The sequence below is a fragment of the Photobacterium angustum genome, from assembly GCF_003026365.1.
In the GTDB taxonomy this organism is placed as follows: Bacteria; Pseudomonadota; Gammaproteobacteria; order Enterobacterales; family Vibrionaceae; genus Photobacterium; species Photobacterium angustum.
Genome location: NZ_PYOM01000007.1, coordinates 20,063 through 40,754, shown reverse-complemented (window position 1 = coordinate 40,754; position 20,692 = coordinate 20,063). Strand labels below are relative to the sequence as shown.

Sequence of the window (20,692 nt, the reverse complement as noted above, 5' to 3'; positions counted from 1 at the left end):
TTTGCATAGGATTTTTTTTATCTAAAAACTGGGGCAGCCCAATATATCTACAAATGATTAACAGCGAGGCACCGTCACAATCAGTCATTTAACCAGCAACTTATTCACATATTAATAAAACATTTAAATATTTCGAGCTTATTTATAAAAATATTTATAATTTGACTTAATTTTCTATAAAATGCGGTTTTTTTTTAAAAGTTGCACAGACAACTTAAACAAACAGTTTGCAATGTGAGGTTCAATGAAATTTAAAAAACGTACCGCTGCACTTCTCCTCGCCATAGGTGTGGGAGTCGGTTGGTTAACCTTAGCAACAACTCAAACCGTTCTTCATAAAACATCAGATACAGAGTTTTGTATTTCCTGCCATTCTATGCAAAAACCTTTAGCTGAATATCAAGGAACAATCCACTTTCAGAATGAGCATGGCGTTCGTGCAGAATGTGCTGACTGTCATATACCGACAGGAAAAATTGACTACTTAATTACTAAGATCCGTGCAAGTAAAGATATCTACCATGAATTCATTACAGGCAAGATTGATAGCGATGAAAAATTCGAGCAGCACCGTGGTGAAATGGCACAAACGGTTTGGGATCAGATGAAAGAAACAGATTCATCGGCTTGTCGTAGTTGTCATGAATTTAATGCTATGAGTATCTTAGAGCAACGTCCAGCAGCTCAAAAAATGCATACACAAGCGATGTCTGACGGCAGCACATGTATTGATTGTCATAAGGGTATTGCTCATTTACTTCCTGATACAACAGATAAAGCACAAGCTGGTGCGGATGAATTGTCAAAAGCTGCAGCATCAAGCTCACCTTCTGCAACTGAACTATACAGCATTGCCACTCAACCTTTCTTCATGACAAAAGATGACGAATACAACCAAGGTAACTTAATGCCAAGCACCAAAGTTGACGTTATTTCTCGTGAAGGCAATCGCGTTCAAGCAACCATATCTGGCTGGCAACAAGATGGCGTAGATTCCGTCATTTATGCTGCGAAAGGCAAACGTATCATCTCTGCGTTGCTAAGTGATGACTCTAAAAAAGCCTTAAAAGAAAACGGGACAGAAACGGATCCTGCAACCGGGCTGGTCTGGCATAAAGTCAGTTTAGATGTCTGGGCTGATAATCAAAGCTTTGTCGACAGTGAAGAACCTCTTTGGGCATATTCGTCTAATTTGATGAATTCAAACTGTACTGGTTGTCATGGCTTGACCGCACTTGATCACTACAACGCCAACCAATGGATTGGAGTTATTAAAGCAATGGAAACGCGCACCTCTTTAACCAAAGAGCAAAGCCGTATGCTTACTCAATATGTTCAGAAACACGCTAGTGATATGGCTGGGAGCGAAAAATAATGATTAAAGATAACCAACAAATTAACGAACCAGCATGGAGCCGTCGACGTTTTTTAAAGGGAGCGGCTGCAATTGGTGGTGTTTCTTTAATGTCGACATTGCTACCAAAAACAGCATTGGCAAAAGCAATTGAACAAGCATTACCGCAATTTATTTATACCAAAACAGCGCAAGACGGTATCTTAACATCAGCGCACTGGGGAGCATTTCAAGCAGTCGTTAAAGATGGAAAAATGGTTGATGTAGTTCCTGTTGCTGATGATCCATACCCTAACGAACTGATCAAAATGGCACCGTATCAAGTACATGCTAAAAACCGTATCAAATATCCAATGGTACGAAAGAGCTATCTTGAAGGCGGTCCGGGTGCAGGTAAAGAAAAGCGCGGCAGTGATGAATGGGTTCGTGTTAGCTGGGATAAAGCAAATCAACTTGTTGCCAATGAAATTACCCGTTTGCAAACGCAATACGGCCCATCATCTATTTATGCGGGTTCATATGGCTGGAAAAGTACTGGCATGTTCCACAACAGCCGTACCCTACTACAGCGTTTAATGAACCTAAATGGTGGTTTCCTTGGCTATGCTGGTGACTACTCAACAGGTGCCGCTCAGATGATCATGCCCCATGTAATGGGCTCAATGGAAGTATATGAGCAGCAAACCACATGGCCTGTGATTATCGAAAGTAGCGAGCTGGTTGTTCTTTGGGGCTTTAATGCAATGGTCACCCTGAAAAACGCATGGAACGTGCCGGATCACGAAGGACAAGTCGGCTTACAAGCTCTAAAAGAAAAAGGCACGCGTGTTATTGCGATCGATCCAGTCAGAAATGAAACCGTCGACTTCATGGATGCAGAATGGATCGCCCCTCGTCCATATACTGATGTGGCAATGATGCTTGGTATTGCTCATACCTTATATACAGAAGAACTGTACGATAAGGAGTTCCTTGAGCATTACACCAAAGGCTTTGATAAATTTGTGCCTTACCTGACAGGTGAAAGTGACGGCACGCCAAAAACTGCCGAATGGGCAGCAGAGATCAGTGGTATTGATGCCAAAACGATCAAAATGCTAGCTCATGAATTTGCTAAAAACCGCACTATGTTAATGGCTGGCTGGGGAATGCAGCGTCAACAACATGGTGAGCAGCCACACTGGATGATGGTGACTCTAGCCGCAATGCTGGGGCAAATCGGACTACCTGGTGGTGGTTTTGGCTTTAGTTATCACTACTCTTCAGGTGGTAGCCCAACAGCAAAAGGCGGTATTATTTCTGGTATTAACGCAGGTAAAGCACCAAAAGGTAGCCCTGCCCCAATTCCAGTAGCGCGTATTGCTGAAGCGATCTTAGAGCCAGGGAAAACCATTCAATTTAATGGTAAGAGTGTTACTTACCCTGAAATTAAAATGGTATATGTGGCTGGCGGTAATCCTTTCCACCAACACCAAGACACTAATAACTTGTTAAAGGCGTGGCAAACACTAGATACCATCATCGTGAATGAGCCATACTGGACAGCATCAGCGAAACATGCCGATATTGTGTTACCAACGACAACAAGTTACGAACGTAATGACATCGATATGGGTGGTGACTACTCTCAACGTTATGTGTTCCCTATGCATAAAGCGGTAGAGCCACAATTTGAATCAAAAAGTGATTTTGATATTTTCAGTGGTATTGCCGAAAAACTAGGTGTGAAAGCCGCATTTACCGAAAATAAAACGGAGATGCAGTGGATCAAGGGTATGTACGATGAAATGGCGAAACAGGCACGTGCGAATCGTGTCCCACTGCCGCCGTTTAGCATGTTCTGGGAAGCCAATGACTATATTACTTTCCCTATTCCTGATGCTAATCAAAAGTGGATACGCCACGCAGACTTCAGAGAGAACCCACTGTTAAATCCACTTGGTACACCATCTGGTCGTATTGAGATTTACTCTGATACAGTAGAAAAAATGGGCTATGCCGACTGTGCTCCTCACGCTAAATGGTATGAACCAAAAGAGTGGTACAAAGCTGATATTGCGGAGAAATACCCTTTATCGCTAAATACAGCACACCCAACAAACCGATTACACTCACAATTAGACAATACTCCTCTGCGTGATAAATATGCTGTAGCTAACCGTGAAGCAATTTTAATCAATGCAAGCGATGCGAAAGCAAGAGGTATTGCTGATGGCGATTTAGTCCGTGCATTTAACGATCGTGGACAGATCCTTGTTGGCGCAAAAATATCAGATGCTATTCGTCCTGGCGTTATTCGTGTAAGTGAAGGTGCTTGGTATGACTCGGCAACCCCTGGTAAAGAAGGTGGTTTATGTCGAAACGGTTGTATTAACGTTCTAACTTTTGATGTTGGCAGCTCGCAGTTAGCACAAGGTAACTGTGGCCATATGGCTCAACTTGAGATTGAAAAATATCAAGGAAAAGCCCCCGAAAATACAGCACATGCCGTTCCACGTGGTGCTTAATACTTAAGTTTAAAGCCCTTGATAAATAATCATCAAGGGCTTTTATCTTACACTTTAAATATGAAACCTTACTTTTAAAGTTTTATATTTAAAATTAATAAATTCAAACTTATCACTAACTAAATTTCATCATCAAATAAAAACAAAACAGCCCAAGATATAATAGTTATATTATTTCTTAGGCTGAATGTTATTCTCATAATCTATAAAGAGTATGAGTCATAATTTATCGTTTTTAGATGAAACGAATTTTTACTGCTTTTAGCTTATTGCTTGAATCGTCTAGAGAAAACTCAACCATACTACCAGATGAAGGCTGTGAATGACTGCATACTTGAGATGCGTCAAAACGAATATCGCCACCAAGATCGCTTGTAATTAAGCCAATCTTTTCTACTGGATTGAAGCTACGAATAATACCTGTTTGTGAAGTCATAGTTATATTTCCTTTCAGCCCAAACATCGCTTTAAATGAGCGGTTTTGTTTGTGGCTATCAATTTGAGATCGAATAGTTAAAACCACCAATTAATAATAATTGTGGTAATTATCGTTTTACTCATTGACCTACTACTTCTGAGCTAAAAGATCACCCTTCTTTTAGCCGATCATTGCGCCTTTCGTTTGCAACAATAACGAATAACAATGTTAGAAATGACGTTTTGATTTAAAAAACACATGAGGTCCGAGTAACAGACGAGATAGACATTAAACGCTATTTTTTATTCTGTAAATATTTTTATGACAGATTTTTGTAAAAAACTGTGGATAACCACTGAAGAAAAACCTTAGCTGTTGTTTTTAAATCAAAAAAATATCTTTTTTTATTTATTATAAAAACCATAGAATGGTCAAAAATCAAACAAAAACAGAGGGAAAACCTATAATAAAACAACTTTCAATTAAAAATCACACACTCTCATTTTTAATAAGTTAAATAATGACATCAATAATCGTCTATTTTTTACTCTGCATAAATGCAAGGAATAATTACGATATAAAATGATTAGAATTCTTATATAAGCAAGAGTAAAGTATGCTTAAAAGACCTAAGGTTAATAAGGAACCTCAATGAAAGGCATTCTATCTATTCAATCACATGTTGTTTATGGTCATGCAGGAAATAGCTCTGCTGTTTTCCCAATGCAGCGTATGGGCTTTGAAGTATGGCCACTGCATACTGTTCAGTTTTCTAATCACACTCAATATAAAGAAGGTTGGACAGGTAAGGCATTCTCTGGTGACGACATTAGTGAATTAGTTGCTGGTATTGAAGGTATTGAACAATTAAAAAACTGTGAAGCTGTATTAACTGGCTACCAAGGTAGCGCAAGCCAATGTCTTGCTATTATCGACACAGTGAAAAAAGTAAAACAACTCAACCCTAACGCAATTTATATCTGTGATCCTGTTATGGGTGACCCAGAAAAAGGCTGTATTGTTGCAGATGGTATCGCTGATTACCTGATTAATGACGTAATGCCTATTGCTGATGCCATCGTGCCGAATCAATTCGAACTAAGCCAATTTGTCGGCATGGAAATCAATAACCTTGCTGATGCTGTTACTGCATGTCAAAAAGCCTTAACAATGGGGCCTAAAATGGTACTTGTTAAGCACTTACACAGTATATCTGATGATAAGTTTACGATGATGCTAGCAACTCAAAATGGTTGTTTCCTTGCGCAACGTCCACATCTTAAATTTGACAAACAACCTGTTGGTGTGGGTGATTTGATCTCATCATTATTTACTGCAGGACTATTGAAAGGCTGGGCACCAGAACAGGCTTTTGAACATGCACATAATGCTTGCTACGCGGTGTTAAAAGAAACACATAAACGTGGCGAATGGGAATTACAAACCATTGCAGCACAAGATGAAATCGTATCACCAAGTGAAAATTTTCCGGTCAGTGAAATTAACTAAGTGATCACTAACAATCTTAATAAAAAAGCAGCCTAATCGCTGCTTTTTTATTGCCGAAAATAGTACTTATTGCACTTCACCGTAAGCATTGAATGTTACCCGCCTAACAATGCTCAATGTGGTAGCTACTGAAATCACGCCAGAAATAAAAATCGCGACCATAATCACTAGTTGGTATTTCACTGCCACCAGCGGTGCCGCTCCACCTAAAATTTGTCCTGTCATCATTCCAGGTAAACTGACAATCCCTAATGTCGTCATCGCGGCTAATTGTGGGGTTAATGCAGCTTTAACTGCTGTTTGTATAAAAGGTAAAGCAGGATCAGGGGCTCCTAATGACAGGTAATACTGATACTCAGGATGATTATCTTTTAATAAACTCCCCCAGCGTGATAGCGCTAATACATTTGCCATTAAGCTATTACCAAGCAGCATACCAGCGATTGGGATCATATATTGTGCTTGCCACCAAGGGTCTACTTGAATTACCCCTATCAGCATAACAGGTAAAGCAACCAGTAATGCAGCACACTGCCCTGCTATTACCGCAGGCAAAACACGCTTTATATTCACCTCAGCCCGCTTACAAATCGTATAGCTTGCCATTAATGCCATGATAGTTAGCCACAGCATGTTTATCGCCACACTCTGCAAACCAAATAAGGTATGAAGATAAATACCCACAACAGATAGCTGTAGTGTCATGCGTAATACGCCATTAATTAAGGTGCGATTTAACCCTAACTGCCAACGATGAAACAAAAATATTGGGATAAGTAACAGTAGGTAGAAACCCGCCATCGCCAGCCAATGAATATCCAAAGTACTATTGATTGATTCAGACATTACGCTCATCCTTACTCAACGACATAGTGTGTACGTGTGTTGCACTTGTTAGCCAAACAGGATCATGTGATACCGAGATACATATTAACGCACTCTCTTCAATCAACTGAATAATATGATCACGCCCAACGGGATCTAACGCAGATGTTGGCTCATCCATTAACCATATTTCTCGCTGCATCAGTAACCCTCTGGCAATAGCAACACGCTGTTTTTCACCACCAGAAAGAGAAGCTATCGTTTTTTCTAATAGCACATCAATACCGGCTTTTCTTAGCGCTGAAAGGCATGCTTGTTCATCTGGTAACGGCAAATGGGTTATCGCTTTAAGTCGCCATGGCAGGTGAAGTACATCACGCACGCATTCTCCTCCCATTACAACTTGCTGAGGAAAATAACAGATCTGCTGACGCCAAAAATGCAAAGCACTCTCACCTATTTGCTGATCGTTATAAAGTACTTCACCAGACTGAGGGGCTTTTAAGCCAGCAATCACCTGTAACAAGCTACTTTTACCACAACCAGAAACACCTGAAATAGCAAGGTGCTGCCCAACTTGGAGTGTTACTGAAAGAGGAGGAACTGAAGATGCTTCAAAACCAGAGCGCAGCTCATTAAAAATAAGATAACGAGAAGAAGAAGAAGGGTAAGTATTAGCAGGCATGATATAGCAACCGAAAACACAACGAATAAAGCTAGTGTATGGGAGCAATAACAGTGACTCAAATAATTTTAGAGTAATGATACCAATAAAGGTATAAATAGAGAGGAAGAGATGATTTTAGCAGATGACAGATACAAAAATGCCGACATAGCGTCGGCATTTTTCAAACATTTAACGCAAAAAAGAATTAAGCTTTTTCAACGTTAGCAGCTTGTGGGCCTTTTTGACCTTGTTCGATATCAAAAGAAACCTTTTGACCTTCAGCAAGAGTCTTGAAGCCTTCGCCTGTGATAGCACGGAAGTGAACGAATACGTCAGCGCCGCCGTTGTCTTGAGTGATGAAACCGAAACCTTTTTCTTCGTTAAACCACTTAACGATACCAGTTGATTTAGACATGAGAGTCTCCAATATTTTTTAAATAATTCGCAAAAATGCGTATGTAGCCAGAAAAGAATTATTTACGTTATAGCTTATGAGTGGAAAGCTTCATGACACTGGTATAGCGTTACAGCGAAGATTTTCTAAAACATAATGTTACATATAAATAGGTCTGACTTACAGGCCGAGGACTATAGTAATGATATTTAGGGAATTGTATAGCTTTATTTTTGAAATAATTTAGTTTTTAATATCATGGGTAACAAAAACAATAAATATCATAAGGTTAAAGACGAATATACCAGTTAATATTCTATTCATATTTCATGAAAATCGCGTTTTCACTATCACTTTTAGAGGATTCCAAAAAATATAAAGCGCCCTACCGCTTTTATTAATCACATGTAGGACGCATACTTTATTTGCCTAAAACCGCAGAGGTTTATTTTTGTACGCGATCTAGCGTAACAACTTCATAATTTAGCGGTACAAGGTTAGGACGACTTTGCTGAATATAATCAATCACAGCTTGAGCATCTGTATTACAACGCATGTTCGCGGCTTTACAGTTTGGCGCAGCTCCTTGGTAATTCACTTGGTACTTATCGCCTACTTTTTCAATGTTCTTAACCTTAAAGCCTGTTAACTTACCATCAACATACGCTAAATCGACACGTCCAGAGTGATCCTTTTGCGCTTGATAAACAGGTGTCCAACCATCATTACCCGTTGCGTTATAATTATTTACTGCAACATTGTAAGTTTTATTATCTTGAATTGGCGTCCAAACTGGGTTCTTTTCTGTGCCAGTCATCACCTCAACATTATTAAGCTTGCCTGCTTTATTGGCTTCTGTTTCGGTAAAGCTATAACGAATATGACCGCCATATGGGAATTTACCAGCATGAGAGCCTTCAGGCAGCGTTGCAGAAACCGTTTGTTGTAATAACTGTTTAATCACAGCACCTTTAAGTGGTACTACAGACATAAAGTTTGAAAACGGTAAAAGCTCTAATGACACATTACCTTCGCGGTATTCGCCAGCCTCAATATTAGTACGAATGCCACCCGCTCCGATCAAAGCAAAGTCCACTTTCATACCCGTTACTTTTTGAACTTGAGGCTCATTCGCCCAGTAATATTGACCTTCAGCCATAATAGGCGCGACATCTGAGCCATGCTTATCTGTACCACGATCGCCAGGACGTCGCTCATGTTTTATTTCTACTGGCACTTGAGCGATGGTTTTACCGTACGCTTTATCTACTGCTGGTTTATATTTAGTATCAATTCGTTGGCGTAATAAAACATCTTCATCTGTGATCGTGATTTTATCATGATTGTCGATGAATTTTTCAACGATTGCAGTTTGTACAGGGGTAAACATATCGCTTTGTTTACGATCAGCATGATGGTAGAACTCATCGTTACTCAGTAAGGTATTGTGACCTGCACACTTCACCACATCACCGTTCGCATCAAAGCTTACATTTACTCGGCCAATCGCTTGAGCATACTCACCCGCCTGAACGACACATGTTTCAGTCGTACCATTTGGGTTCTTCACCATTTGGGCATACATGCCATTATTGTTTAAACCCAAGTCAGCAAAGTCACCTAATAACGTATGTGAGTGACCGCCAACAATCAGATCAATACCGTTAACTTTTGAAGCAACATCAAGATCTACCGCATTACCGATATGCGTGAGCGCAATAATATTATCAATCCCCTTACTCTTTAGCATATCGACGGTGGCTTGTGCCGTTTTCACCATATCGTAAAATTTCACATCACCCGTATTAGGTGCAATGTTTGCCATGTTATCTAAGGCAATACCAAATACCGCAACAAGATTTTTATCTTTAGGTAAGTGGTTAATATCTTTAACGATTGTCTTGTTATTGCCATCAAAAGCAAAAATTTGGTAAGGACGTAAGTTAGTTTGATCTTTCAAATCAGCATCTTGGCTAGCATCTACGTTCGCTGCAAGCACAGGGAAATTAACACTACCGATAAAAGCATTTAATTTTTTATTATTTAAATCAAATTCATGGTTACCTAATGCCATTGCATCTAAGCCCATTTTGCTTAGCATGTCAGCATTCATTGCCCCATGGTTTAGCTTAAAGTAAGCACTACCTTGCCAAGCATCACCACCGTGTAAGAATAGTAAGCTTTGATTATCTTTTTTTGCTTCAGCTTTATATTCTTTCGCCATCGTTTGCAAACGTGGATAGCCACCAAACTCGTTATAAACTTTGGTATCGTCAGCTTTAAAACTAGATTTCACAGGGTCGAAATTAGAGTGGGTATCATTAATATGTGCGACCGTTAGCGTAAAAGGTTGGTGTTGAACGATAGGTGTTGTTACACACCCTGAAATAGCTAAAGTGATAGAAAGTGCGATAAGAGGCTTGCTAAACATACGAGATCCTTACTCCATTATAATCGTTTGCGCGAGCAGCATACTCCACATTTAAAACCTTTTCAGTAACGGATATCAAAATAATATTCTTTCAAACTGCCTTTTTATTTGGAATATATAAAAAATGGCTTCTATGTTTGTCTTTCTAGTTGAAAGTACATAAGAAGCCATTTGAAACCATCTAAATAACAAAGTTATTGCAACTGTTGACCTTTGTATTCACCAGTCAACGCTTTAAGGTAAGCGGTGATTTTTTCAATATCACTTTGACTTAGTTTCACGCCAACTTGATACAGCGCCATATCATTAACAGCCTGCTCTAATGTTGTAGCACTCGCGTCATGGAAATAAGGTGCAGTTAATGCCACATTACGTAATGTAGGTACTTTAAAGCGATGCATATCATTGCCATCTTTCGTGACATTAAAACGACCATTGTCGACTTCAGTTACATGACCACGGTCGCCAAAGTAATCACCTTTCAGCCCCATCACTTCAAACGATAAACCGCCCATTGCCTGACCGCTATGGCAAGTTTGACATTTATTCGCTTTAAACAATGCATACCCTTCTTGCTCTTGTTGCGTCAATGCCGTTTTATCGCCTTTTAAAAACTTATCAAAACGGCTATTTGGCGTAACGAGTGTTTTTTCAAATTCAGCAACCGCATTTGTAATACTATATTCACTGATCCCTTGCTTAGGATAGAGCGCAGTAAACTGTGCTTTTAATGCCGAGTCTTTATCAAGTTTATCGATAATATGTTGCCAAGAGCCCGCTCCCATCTCTATAGGGTTCATTGGTGGACCACCAGCTTGCTCTTGCAGATCTTTAGCACGACCATCCCAGAATTGATGGATATTAAACACAGAGTTAAACACCGTTGGCGCATTAATTGGACCTTTTGCACCATTAATACCAGTTGAGGTTTTTAAGTGATCAACACCACCACCAGTTAAGCTATGGCACGTTGAACAAGCAACGGTATTATTACCCGATAAACGCTTATCATGGTAAAGCTCTTCACCTAATTTAACTTTTCCCTCATCCACTTCAAAGGTGGTAGAAATAGGCTGTACCGCATCATATTTATATTCTGCAACAACCTGTGGATCAGAATAGTATTTAGCACGCTCTTCTTTAACCCACTTTAATAACACATCCGTTTCTTGCGGTGATAAATCTGAGCGCCAATGCATGAATAAGTATTGTTTTGGTGGCATTGAACCATCATCTAATACAGATTCTAATTTTGCTAATTCAACCTGGGAGATCGGTTTATTCTGCTGAACCTGATCCATTAATGCTGTGATATTAAATTGACGGAGTGCCTTTTTAACATCATGTGCCATTAACTGTTTTGCCACGGGTAAGTTAGCGTAAAACGGCATTTCGCTGTTGGTTGTGTGGCAGTACTGACAACCTTTTTGGTTAAAAATCTTAAAAGCTTGCTGAGAAAGAGGGTCGACTTTAACCAAATTAGCTTGTGAAAGGTATTGTTGATGGAGCTTTTTATCTCCTTGATCAACGGCGTATACCGTTGCCAAATAACCTAAAACACCCGCCCCTATTGCCAATGCAATATACGATGATTTTTTCATGAATATACCTAAAAGAACTATTTCACGAGAAAATAATCGCTTCTAATGTAGATATCCATCTGGAAAAAGTGGACATCACAATAGATAAATCCGATAAAACACAATTTTAACAATAAGTTTTATGTTTACCTTATTAATATCAGTGCATTAAATTCATATGTTAATGAAGCCGTATTATTTTATTAAATATTAACTCTTTGTTTTATTGTTCTAGATCAATTTTTAAAATTGATAAATTTAATTCTCTTTTTTATTTTTTATCTAAATATTAAAATCACATCATCAACTATAAATATAATCATAAAAATTAATATGTTAATGATTATAAAAAAGGCAATGTAATTACTTACATTGCCTTCTAATTTACCCATAGCTCACTATTTAATTATTTCTAGATCACTTCTAGGAACACAGCAACATGCTAGCACTTTCCCTTCAGCACGCTCTTGCGATGAAAGTGCTGGAACCTCTGGTTGTTCTACCTCTCCAGATTTCACTGTGACCTTACAAGCCCCACAAAAACCAGCGCGACAGCTATAATCCATATTAATACCAGCCGTTTCTGCTTGCTCTAATAATGTCGCTTGGTTATTCCCTTGGAAAAGCTGTCCATCAATTGATAATTCGACCGTCTTTTTTTCTTCAAGTGCATGACGTACAGGGCCAAACGCTTCTTGGTGATAACGAGAAGCTGCCATTCCCATATTGAGCAATAACTTTTTCGCAGACGACATAAACGCATCAGGACCACAAACAAATACCTGACGTTTATCTAAATCACTCATCATGGCTAAATGACCAATGCTTAGTCGTCCAGATTCACCTTGCCAGTCGCGTTTTGGTTGCGTTAATACGATACGTAAATCAAGTGAAGGATGCTTCTCTTCTATTGCACGTAATTCCTCTAAATAAGGAATATCAGCTTCTGTACGGCATTGATGATAAAACACCACATCACGCACTAAATCATGATCGGATAAATAACGTAGCATCGACATCATTGGTGTTACACCACTACCACCCGAGAGTAATAATAATTTATCAGTATGAACTCCTAGGTGAAAATCACCGCTTGGCGATTCAGACACCAATGTATCACCAACTTGAAAATGCTCATGTAACCAATTAGAAATGCGACCGTCATTAACCCGTTTTACTGATATTGCATAACGCCCCGGTCGTGATGGGCTAGAAGATAATGTATAGCGACGAGAAATATATTCACCATTCACTTCTAACTGAATAGGTAAATGTTGCCCCGGTAAATAAGTCGGTAACGCTTGGTTTTCTTGATGAGATTCCAGCCAAAATGTAGTGAAATCTTGTGCTACATCTTCACGCTCTACACACGTAAGCTGTAATTTTTGCTCACTGTTATCCGCATATATTTCTTTCGGTTTCGTTTCTAATATTTCAATGGTGTCACCAACAGAAATAATACCTTCATTACGCGCCACAAGATTTTGCCCGAAATAGACATTTCCCTTTTCATCGGCGCGGAATTTTGCCATCGTAACCAACGGCTCTTTACTTTCGCTAAACGTTGCTGATTTAGGATCGACCGTGGTTAAAATGCATCGAGCACAAGGTTTGACCGCTTCAAACTCAACCTCACCAATCCGAATACGTTTCCAACCATCTTCTGCGAACGCTTCCGTATTACTTACCACTAAGTTGGTTCTAAACTGATCCATTGTGTGGTGCTCACTACTACGCTCGTTAAGCGCTTGAAGCGAGGCTTCACTGATCACTAATAGCGGATAACCATCAGCAAAACTCACATTTTGACTAATTTTAGGACGAAGACGATTTGATTGCTCACCCGTAAACAACAACTGAACGGGTTGCCCTAGCACATCACTAAACCATGCATTAGCTTGCTCAGTCGTGGTATAGGCGATGAATGTATCTCCCCAAACGGTTGATGACGCTTCAGCCATATCAAATTGAGCATACTTCAATACTAAACAGGCTTTATCTTCGTAACTCAATACGATGCCATCGGCAATTAACGCCGCTTTCACTTTTACCATCTTGGGAGATTTACGTGCCGTGATCATATCGCCTGATAGGGTCGCAACCATGAAACGACGATCAAAACTGATCCCCTGTTTTTCAACCCAAACTTTAGATTGGCTGATACCTGCTATTGATTTTACGGGGAAGACATTTAATTGGGATAATTGTGGTGTTTCTGAAGGTTTGCTCACTACTCTCTCCATGACAATATGTGTTGGCAGCAATAGTGTAACGCAGTATTAACAGACCTGAAAAAGAAATCTATCGATCCTTTTTAAGCTATTTACGCATTAAAAATGCATATTTACATTACAGGCTTTTCTCTCTGCCTATTTTGTCCCCTTATGTTAAATTTCGCTTATCAATCATCTTCTTTTTATACCGTCTGATTAAGGTTTACTATGCCGCTACTTAATTCTTTTTGGCGTTACATCAAACACTACTTTCCCAATACGGGGCTACGCCATATTCATACTTCATTGGCCGCTTTAGTGATCTTACAGATCTTAAATAGTAATTTAATGAGCATGACCCATGCAGGTAAAATTGAAGGTGGTGTTTTCTCTACCCTCTTCTTATGGGTGCACATTATTCTTGGCATACTGACCGTTGTCGTCACGCTGGCAATGATTAGCTATATGTTAGTTAAACAATCCTTCCGCCAATTCTTCCCTTATCTTTTTGGTGACAACGCCGTTCTATTCGATGACTTAAAACAACTACGCCACGGTAAATTGCCCGAGCCAAGAGAAAAAGGCTTAGGGAATATTATTCAAGGTTTAGGTATTGGCGCTTTGATCTTAATTGAAACAGCTGCACTGCTATGGCTAGCACTGTGGTTAAGTCACTCACCTTATGCCAACGATGCGAGAGAGATCCATAAATCTCTGACAGGTTTAATTGAAGCATACTTGATTGGTCATGGTTGTATGGCACTGCTTCACTTCATTATTGAACGTAAGAAGTTCGCTTGATTTTAAACACGCTTTAAAACAAAAAGCATAGCCTAGTAATGTTTGCATCCCATGATTGAGCAAACATTACTAGACTATGATATTTATCATCGAAAACGAATGTCATGTTAGTAAATAGCTCAAACCAATGAGCTATTTCATATCAGATAGTTTTTAAATATATCAACAATATAATTACGTCAGTGATGTCACTATCGCCTTACCAACGCCGTGAGCACTGGTAGGGTTTTGGCCAGTAATCACTCGTTTATCAACGATAACCAGCTCTTGCCAAGGCTGTACTTTATTAAAGCGCGCTGCCTTTCTTGAAAGCGCCTCTTCCAATAAAAATGGAATATGAGTAATAGTACCGAAATCTATTTCTTCTTCACGTGTAAATCCCGTTACCGATATAGATCTAAGTAGGCTGTCACCATTACTTAATGTAATAGGAAGCAGTGCCGCAGGGCCATGACATACCGCCGCTATAACGCCACCGTTTTCGTAGTGTTTTGCTGCTAATTGAGCAAAGTCAGTATTGGTGGAAAGATCAGATAGCAGACCAAAGCCACCTGGATAAAATACCGCATCGTACTCATCAATATTCACTTGCGAGACGGGAATCGTATTATTGATTCGGTTCTGAAAATTATCATCCGCCAACACAATACGGTTTACCTCATCACCTTCGATATCCGTTCCATAAAGTGGCGCTTTACCACCTTTAATCGATGCGATTTCATAGTCAAAACCAGCTGCAGTCAGCTCATGGATAACGTGCGTTATCTCTGGTGAGTAAGTACCATTCGCTTGGTCAGTATCGCCCAGAGTTGCATGATTCGTTACAGGGATCAGGATCCTTTTCATTGTCTTTTCCTTGAATTATTGAGTGCTTAAACATGTTAATTCAAATCAATATGGCTGATAATACAGAAAATTGGAAAATCATTGTTGTTAAATAGCAAAGATAAAAGTCTATGAATAGTTTCGATGGGATCATTGAATTCGTTGCAGTCGCTGAAAGCCATGGCTTTTCGTCTGCGGCTAAACAGCTAGGTTGCAGCACAAGCCACGTTAGTCGACAAGTCTCAAGATTAGAAGAGAGATTAGGTGTCGCCTTATTAGCTCGCTCAACCCGACAGGTCAATTTAACCGATGCTGGACAACTGTATTATCAACAATGCAGAGGGCTGGTAAATGGGTTACAACAAGCCAGCGAAAGCTTAAACACACAGCAAATTACGCTGAGTGGAACATTACGTGTCAGCGCTGCTGGTGCATTTGCCGAAGAGCATGTCGCTCCTGCGCTAATGGCATTCGCGAAGTCTTACCCAGATCTTACTATCGAGATGGATTTTAACTCTCGTATGGTGAATTTTATCGAAGATGGTATCGACTTTGCGATCCGTTATGGGGCACTAAAAGATTCAGGTTTAGTCGCGAGAAAACTCGTTGATCGCCCTATGGCTGCAGTTGCCAGCCAAGACTATTTAACCCGTTATGGAGAGCCTACTCACCCTAGCCAATTGAAACAACATAGCTGCATTATTGCCAATAATGACCACTGGCTCTTTGAAAAAGAAGGCAACACCATTAATACCCGTGTTCACGGTCGATGGAAAAGCAATAACTCTAATGCTGTTATATCGGCATGCGAAGAAGGGCTAGGCATCGCGTATATGCCAAAAAGCAGCCTAGCGAAAGGGTTAGATTCAGGTTCACTTATTCCGATACTGCAAGATTTTTGGGGTAAAGGTAATAGCAGTTGGATCGTATATCAAAACCAACGTTTTCTCCCTGTGCGTGCTCGCTTGGCAATAGACTATTTAATTAATTATTTCTCTGATTGGGATTCGCTGCATAAATAACCCCTTAACCATTGCTTTCATCTTTTGGGTAGATTGGCTCTATTTTCTTGGGGATTACTTACTCAATAACAATATAAATCAGTAAGTAAACATAACGTTTTTATTTCAAATAAATCTATAGCACGTTGAGAGACAACATGACTGAATTCGAAAAAATGCTTGCAGGTGAAGACTTTGACGGCGGCGCAGACTGTATTAACCAGATTCGTCAAAATGCTTCGAACTTATTACAGACCATTAATCAAAGTACAGATGACTCTCAGCGTCATGAACTATTTCAACAGCTAATGGGAAAGATTTCAGCATCGAGTCACATCCGCTCCCCCTTTTATTGTGAGTTCGGTAAAACGATCTCGATTGGAGAAAAGACCTTCATCAATATGAACGTAACAATGTTGGATGGCGCTAAAATTATTATTGGCAATAACGTAATGATTGGCCCGAACACCCAGCTTTACTGTGCTAGCCATGATCTAAACTATCTCAATCGCCGTAACTGGGAAACCATTTGTGATCCTATTACGATTGAGGACGATGTATGGATTGGGGGCAATGTCGTGATCAATAAAGGTGTGACCATTGGTGCGCGTTCTGTAATTGCCGCTAACTCAGTGGTTAATACCGATGTACCACCTGACTCACTATATGGTGGAACACCTGCAAAGTTAATCAGAATTATTCATGAGAACCAATAGGCGATCAGGGTTTAGCAATAATCTTATGCATGATGCATAACAATATAATGTACTTTTATCGCTCTAATACTTTGTGTCTCACGAACACCTATCTAGTAAATAATTGAATGTTACATTCTAAGACATTTATTAACTTGCCTGTCTTAATATAAGACTTAATATAAATGAAAAGCAGACTGTGCGAGAGTTTCAGTAGCTAAGAAATTTAAAATATGGGTACTTTCTTGATGAAGTTTTGCAAGTTATAACGATGAGTATGGGCAGGTTTATTCTTCCATATTATCGATAAGGTATTCCCTAAAGATCACCACCCCTAAATACATCAAGCTTTCAAAATATTTTGAATTTCTATGATATGTCTCGAATTACCATCTAATCGAAAGGAGGATGCAAGTGGAAACACTTGCCGTATCGTATGACAGATAAAATAGCAATGATTACTTTAGACAGTATGCTTAATGATTGCGAAAAATATGAGCGTATTCACGCTAAGTTGGATGAACTAACAAAGTTAGCTAAAGCGCATATCAAACATCTTATGTTGTTTAGTTGTGACGAATTGAATATCGATAGCCCATGCCTCTTGCTTGCTGACGATCCTAACTACGTCCCACCAACGAAACATCAAGTGCAATTAGTCGTTGATTTTTTAATGCAGGAAAAAGGGTTAACAAAAACTGATATCGCATTAAAATTAAATATTTCGCCTAAGTACAATCGTACGATTAACTACTGGTTAGCAGAAAACCGAAAAGAATGTATTCCTTATGGCCCGTGGCGATTGATGCTAACAATGGCAGGTTTATCCATCGACCTAATGTACTTTTCTGAATCAGTGAAAAATAAAGTTTTAAGATAATTAGCATCCCGTTGCTAAATCTATATTTAGTTAAAAGCATATAAGATACAAGTAAGAGATCCTTCACTCTCAATTAGTTAAGGATCTCTATTTTTATACATATATAAAAAACAGATACAAACAGAGCAACCAAAGGTAATAGGCTAACCCACTTCTAAGTAACTTTTGGACAGAAGCTTGTTAGGTGACTTGCTCTACCAAAGCAGGTAGATATTAGAAAGAGTATGAATGCCTCCCTTATAAAGTACCTTTTAGGATACAAAAAGACCGCCACGATGGACGGTCATTTAGCAGTAATTTTATTAAAGCGATCTAATAGGTGGTGGCGAAAAGAATACAGTACTTATTTATATAGTACTCACTTTTCATTTTAGTTTTTTGTGTAGGTTTTATATATATTCACATTAGTGTACTTCGTTTTAACAGTATATCCATTATTCATTAAACGATTATCAATATAAAAATACGAGATAGAGCTAATAATCACAGCAACAACACAGCATGAAATTAACATTTTATTATGCATTTTCTTTTGTTTATCATTCCAGCTATTAGATGCTTTTTTATTAGTCTTCATGGCTGTGATAAAAGCCAACCATGTCCAGACGATAACACCAATAGAAGAGAATCCAGCAAATGTCCCCCCAACTGAAAATTTAATTGAGTTTGCCAACATATATGTTTCATAAATAGATACCCCCCACGAATATAAAAACCAAAAGCAAAGGGCACTCAAAAATAATGCAGCAAACAAAAAATTTATTTTTTTTCTTGTAGTAATTTCATGATTGCAATTTTCTGAGCGCATTTGTTAGTTCTCCTGATACGTTTTTAACTTCAAATATATCATCAATTGCTAAAGTTAATAATATTGATATTACGGCTATTGACACAATAGCAACAGCACCTGACAGCCCGATAATTGCACCTACTACTATCTCTGTACCATATAGTGCTATCGCTGTTTTAATGAAGTCAGCCCCTATATTTCCAAACCAATCATAAAAATCATAATCATCGTTAAAAATCAGATCATTGGTGTTTATAGCGGCTGAAATAATCATGGTCATAGCACCAGCTTTTATACCTGTACTTATACGCTGTTTTGGAGCTAATCCTAGTTGAACAACTTTCGGATTATCTATCGCGTAAGTCTTTTTTCCGTTTACCTTAAGACGCATTCCGTTAACAAGAACATGCCGTAACATCTGCTGCCCATTATTACGAGAGGCAATTGATACACGTGTTTTCCCTTTAATCACTGAATATCGCGCTGTCACACCAAAATCGCCAAAGGCTTGGGCTAACTTAACAGCCCCAAAACCAGTTGCTAAGTATTCAGCCCATGTTTTCGTTTTATCAATATCTTTCAGAATCAATGTTGATGGTATTTGACCTTTTTGATGATATCGATCATCAATCAAGTTTTTAATGGTATGGAATGAATCTTCTTCAGTGAGAAGCAACACAGCTTGATGATTCTTTTCTAATTCTTCTTGAAGTGTACATTGCCCAGTAAACACTCCATTCCCAGAGATATCATTCATTAATTGTTCATGCTTGAGTGAGCTTTTAGCATTGATTCGCTCAATTTCTTCAAGTGTTTTTTTCGCCCTAGCTTCTTTGGCTAGTTCTGATTGCTCAGCGCGTTCAGCCTGTTTTACTAAGCTGTCATGACGATTAAATTCTGTTGGCGGAGATAGCCATGTGAGAGAGTTAGCCATGTAAAATTGAGAAGTTTATTGAATTTGAATCATTATAAAGAATAAAGTGACTAGGCAATAATTTGCCCAAATTTTTAATGTTGGAAAGATTTGAGCTAACCAATGCATGTTCTAGTCATGGTAGCTAGCTCATTGTTGGACATAACCTTGTTAGGTGTTTTGCCCTATTAAGCTGGTTGATATTAGGAAAAGTATTGATAACTTCTTCACAAAGTACCTTTAGGGTACAAAAAGACCGCCACTGTGGGCGGTCATTTAACAGTAAATCTATTTATGCGTACTGGGAGTGAAAACTTAACGTCGTTCTATTTTGACATTAATATCAAATGCCAAAAATCCAATGTTCGTTACGGAATCAGGGATGGTTACGCTAGTTAAGTCATTATAAAAAAACGCCCCACCTCCAATTTCTGTCACTGAGTCAGGGATGGTCACGCTGGTTAATTTATTTTCAGAAAACGCCCCTTGTTCAATTTTCGTCACTGAATCAGGGATGGTTACGCTAGTTAATTTATTACCTGAAAACGCCCCGACTCCAATTTCCGTCACTGAGTCAGGGATGGTTACGTTTTTCTCTTTACCGACATAATTAACAATGATCGTTTTATCATAAGAGCCATCAGGATTTTTTGCATACACAAACCCTTCAGTAGCGGCATAAGTCTGAGGACAGATGAATAAAAAAGAAGTTATCAAAAATAGATATTTTAACATTCGTGAACCCTTTAAGTAATGATTATGCACAGATCATATATCATGAAAGACTTTGGCAATAATTTGCCCGAAAGTAGCTCTATTTAACAATAAACATCTTTAACGAACTTCGTGATCGAAGCTCAAGATAATTGTACAGTAAAGCATTAATTTT

The 20,692-nt window shown here is 38.9% G+C and carries 18 protein-coding genes; 7 read left to right on the top strand and 11 right to left on the bottom strand.

The genetic code is table 11. The features are described from left to right. Window positions 1-244 precede the first annotated feature (244 nt). The gene (locus CTN01_RS08785; protein ID WP_045128115.1) at window positions 245-1,375 is read left to right on the top strand and encodes a NapC/NirT family cytochrome c; all 1,131 of its coding nucleotides are present in this window, start codon (window positions 245-247) and stop codon (window positions 1,373-1,375) included. Continuing rightward, on the top strand, window positions 1,375-3,861 hold the full coding sequence (torA, locus tag CTN01_RS08780; protein ID WP_045150561.1) for a trimethylamine-N-oxide reductase TorA: 2,487 nt from the start codon (window positions 1,375-1,377) through the stop codon (window positions 3,859-3,861). Before CTN01_RS08785 ends, torA begins: the two co-directional genes overlap by 1 nt. Window positions 3,862-4,096: 235 nt before the next feature. On the opposite strand, the gene CTN01_RS08775 is transcribed toward torA, so the two are convergent. Continuing rightward, the gene (locus CTN01_RS08775) at window positions 4,097-4,297 is read right to left on the bottom strand and encodes a hypothetical protein (RefSeq protein ID WP_006644747.1); all 201 of its coding nucleotides are present in this window, start codon (window positions 4,295-4,297) and stop codon (window positions 4,097-4,099) included. A 633-nt stretch (window positions 4,298-4,930) separates the two neighbouring features. Between CTN01_RS08775 and pdxY the strand changes: the two genes are divergently transcribed. Next, entirely contained in the window at window positions 4,931-5,788 is an 858-nt protein-coding gene (pdxY, locus tag CTN01_RS08770; RefSeq protein ID WP_045150562.1) for a pyridoxal kinase PdxY, read from the top strand. A 66-nt stretch (window positions 5,789-5,854) separates the two neighbouring features. On the opposite strand, the gene CTN01_RS08765 is transcribed toward pdxY, so the two are convergent. The 6 genes from CTN01_RS08765 to CTN01_RS08740 all read right to left on the bottom strand — a co-directional run bounded on the left by CTN01_RS08765 (window position 5,855) and on the right by CTN01_RS08740 (window position 13,928). After that, window positions 5,855-6,634 carry an ABC transporter permease gene (locus CTN01_RS08765; protein ID WP_230627009.1) on the bottom strand — a complete coding sequence of 260 codons (780 nt, stop codon included), beginning with the start codon at window positions 6,632-6,634 and terminating at the stop codon, window positions 5,855-5,857. Continuing rightward, window positions 6,627-7,298 carry an ABC transporter ATP-binding protein gene (locus tag CTN01_RS08760; protein ID WP_045131118.1) on the bottom strand — a complete coding sequence of 224 codons (672 nt, stop codon included), beginning with the start codon at window positions 7,296-7,298 and terminating at the stop codon, window positions 6,627-6,629. Before CTN01_RS08760 ends, CTN01_RS08765 begins: the two co-directional genes overlap by 8 nt. Window positions 7,299-7,485: 187 nt before the next feature. Further along, window positions 7,486-7,695: a transcription antiterminator/RNA stability regulator CspE gene (gene cspE, locus CTN01_RS08755; protein ID WP_005366290.1), complete on the bottom strand. Its 210-nt coding sequence runs from the start codon at window positions 7,693-7,695 to the stop codon at window positions 7,486-7,488. A 424-nt stretch (window positions 7,696-8,119) separates the two neighbouring features. Then, the gene (locus CTN01_RS08750; RefSeq protein ID WP_045150563.1) at window positions 8,120-10,105 is read right to left on the bottom strand and encodes a bifunctional metallophosphatase/5'-nucleotidase; all 1,986 of its coding nucleotides are present in this window, start codon (window positions 10,103-10,105) and stop codon (window positions 8,120-8,122) included. A gap of 194 nt (window positions 10,106-10,299) precedes the next feature. Beyond that, on the bottom strand, window positions 10,300-11,706 hold the full coding sequence (locus CTN01_RS08745) for a cytochrome-c peroxidase (RefSeq protein ID WP_045150564.1): 1,407 nt from the start codon (window positions 11,704-11,706) through the stop codon (window positions 10,300-10,302). Window positions 11,707-12,083: 377 nt separating this feature from the next. Continuing rightward, window positions 12,084-13,928: a hybrid-cluster NAD(P)-dependent oxidoreductase gene (locus CTN01_RS08740; RefSeq protein ID WP_173425950.1), complete on the bottom strand. Its 1,845-nt coding sequence runs from the start codon at window positions 13,926-13,928 to the stop codon at window positions 12,084-12,086. Window positions 13,929-14,126: 198 nt separating this feature from the next. Between CTN01_RS08740 and CTN01_RS08735 the strand changes: the two genes are divergently transcribed. Further along, window positions 14,127-14,699 carry a cytochrome b/b6 domain-containing protein gene (locus CTN01_RS08735; RefSeq protein WP_045150565.1) on the top strand — a complete coding sequence of 191 codons (573 nt, stop codon included), beginning with the start codon at window positions 14,127-14,129 and terminating at the stop codon, window positions 14,697-14,699. A gap of 174 nt (window positions 14,700-14,873) precedes the next feature. On the opposite strand, the gene CTN01_RS08730 is transcribed toward CTN01_RS08735, so the two are convergent. Continuing rightward, on the bottom strand, window positions 14,874-15,545 hold the full coding sequence (locus CTN01_RS08730) for a type 1 glutamine amidotransferase domain-containing protein (RefSeq protein WP_045150566.1): 672 nt from the start codon (window positions 15,543-15,545) through the stop codon (window positions 14,874-14,876). Between the two features lie 110 nt (window positions 15,546-15,655). Here CTN01_RS08730 and CTN01_RS08725 point away from each other — a divergent pair, with 110 nt between their 5' ends. The 3 genes from CTN01_RS08725 (at window position 15,656) to CTN01_RS08715 (ending at window position 18,100) form a co-directional block, all read left to right on the top strand. Beyond that, the gene (locus CTN01_RS08725; RefSeq protein WP_045150567.1) at window positions 15,656-16,546 is read left to right on the top strand and encodes a LysR family transcriptional regulator; all 891 of its coding nucleotides are present in this window, start codon (window positions 15,656-15,658) and stop codon (window positions 16,544-16,546) included. Window positions 16,547-16,683: 137 nt separating this feature from the next. Beyond that, complete coding sequence (locus tag CTN01_RS08720) at window positions 16,684-17,241, top strand: sugar O-acetyltransferase (protein WP_045150568.1); 558 nt, start codon at window positions 16,684-16,686, stop codon at window positions 17,239-17,241. Window positions 17,242-17,656: 415 nt separating this feature from the next. Then, complete coding sequence (locus CTN01_RS08715) at window positions 17,657-18,100, top strand: hypothetical protein (RefSeq protein ID WP_045150569.1); 444 nt, start codon at window positions 17,657-17,659, stop codon at window positions 18,098-18,100. Between the two features lie 370 nt (window positions 18,101-18,470). On the opposite strand, the gene CTN01_RS08710 is transcribed toward CTN01_RS08715, so the two are convergent. The 3 genes from CTN01_RS08710 to CTN01_RS08700 form a co-directional block, all read right to left on the bottom strand. Further along, complete coding sequence (locus CTN01_RS08710; protein WP_045150650.1) at window positions 18,471-18,908, bottom strand: DUF1240 domain-containing protein; 438 nt, start codon at window positions 18,906-18,908, stop codon at window positions 18,471-18,473. Next, entirely contained in the window at window positions 18,883-19,824 is a 942-nt protein-coding gene (locus CTN01_RS08705; protein ID WP_045130108.1) for a hypothetical protein, read from the bottom strand. Before CTN01_RS08705 ends, CTN01_RS08710 begins: the two co-directional genes overlap by 26 nt. A gap of 294 nt (window positions 19,825-20,118) precedes the next feature. After that, window positions 20,119-20,538 carry a leucine-rich repeat domain-containing protein gene (locus tag CTN01_RS08700; protein WP_107342141.1) on the bottom strand — a complete coding sequence of 140 codons (420 nt, stop codon included), beginning with the start codon at window positions 20,536-20,538 and terminating at the stop codon, window positions 20,119-20,121. Window positions 20,539-20,692: the final 154 nt, after the last annotated feature.

Excerpts from the sequence above, each read along its gene's own strand:
- CTN01_RS08785 (WP_045128115.1), top strand. The coding sequence starts at position 245 with ATGAAATTTAAAAAACGTACCGCTGCACTTCTCCTCGCCATAGGTGTG.
- torA (WP_045150561.1), top strand. The coding sequence starts at position 1,375 with ATGATTAAAGATAACCAACAAATTAACGAACCAGCATGGAGCCGTCGA.
- CTN01_RS08775 (WP_006644747.1), bottom strand. The coding sequence starts at position 4,297 with ATGACTTCACAAACAGGTATTATTCGTAGCTTCAATCCAGTAGAAAAG.
- pdxY (WP_045150562.1), top strand. The coding sequence starts at position 4,931 with ATGAAAGGCATTCTATCTATTCAATCACATGTTGTTTATGGTCATGCA.
- CTN01_RS08765 (WP_230627009.1), bottom strand. The coding sequence starts at position 6,634 with ATGTCTGAATCAATCAATAGTACTTTGGATATTCATTGGCTGGCGATG.
- CTN01_RS08760 (WP_045131118.1), bottom strand. The coding sequence starts at position 7,298 with ATGCCTGCTAATACTTACCCTTCTTCTTCTTCTCGTTATCTTATTTTT.
- cspE (WP_005366290.1), bottom strand. The coding sequence starts at position 7,695 with ATGTCTAAATCAACTGGTATCGTTAAGTGGTTTAACGAAGAAAAAGGT.
- CTN01_RS08750 (WP_045150563.1), bottom strand. The coding sequence starts at position 10,105 with ATGTTTAGCAAGCCTCTTATCGCACTTTCTATCACTTTAGCTATTTCA.
- CTN01_RS08745 (WP_045150564.1), bottom strand. The coding sequence starts at position 11,706 with ATGAAAAAATCATCGTATATTGCATTGGCAATAGGGGCGGGTGTTTTA.
- CTN01_RS08740 (WP_173425950.1), bottom strand. The coding sequence starts at position 13,928 with ATGGAGAGAGTAGTGAGCAAACCTTCAGAAACACCACAATTATCCCAA.
- CTN01_RS08735 (WP_045150565.1), top strand. The coding sequence starts at position 14,127 with ATGCCGCTACTTAATTCTTTTTGGCGTTACATCAAACACTACTTTCCC.
- CTN01_RS08730 (WP_045150566.1), bottom strand. The coding sequence starts at position 15,545 with ATGAAAAGGATCCTGATCCCTGTAACGAATCATGCAACTCTGGGCGAT.
- CTN01_RS08725 (WP_045150567.1), top strand. The coding sequence starts at position 15,656 with ATGAATAGTTTCGATGGGATCATTGAATTCGTTGCAGTCGCTGAAAGC.
- CTN01_RS08720 (WP_045150568.1), top strand. The coding sequence starts at position 16,684 with ATGACTGAATTCGAAAAAATGCTTGCAGGTGAAGACTTTGACGGCGGC.
- CTN01_RS08715 (WP_045150569.1), top strand. The coding sequence starts at position 17,657 with ATGACAGATAAAATAGCAATGATTACTTTAGACAGTATGCTTAATGAT.
- CTN01_RS08710 (WP_045150650.1), bottom strand. The coding sequence starts at position 18,908 with ATGCGCTCAGAAAATTGCAATCATGAAATTACTACAAGAAAAAAAATA.
- CTN01_RS08705 (WP_045130108.1), bottom strand. The coding sequence starts at position 19,824 with ATGGCTAACTCTCTCACATGGCTATCTCCGCCAACAGAATTTAATCGT.
- CTN01_RS08700 (WP_107342141.1), bottom strand. The coding sequence starts at position 20,538 with ATGTTAAAATATCTATTTTTGATAACTTCTTTTTTATTCATCTGTCCT.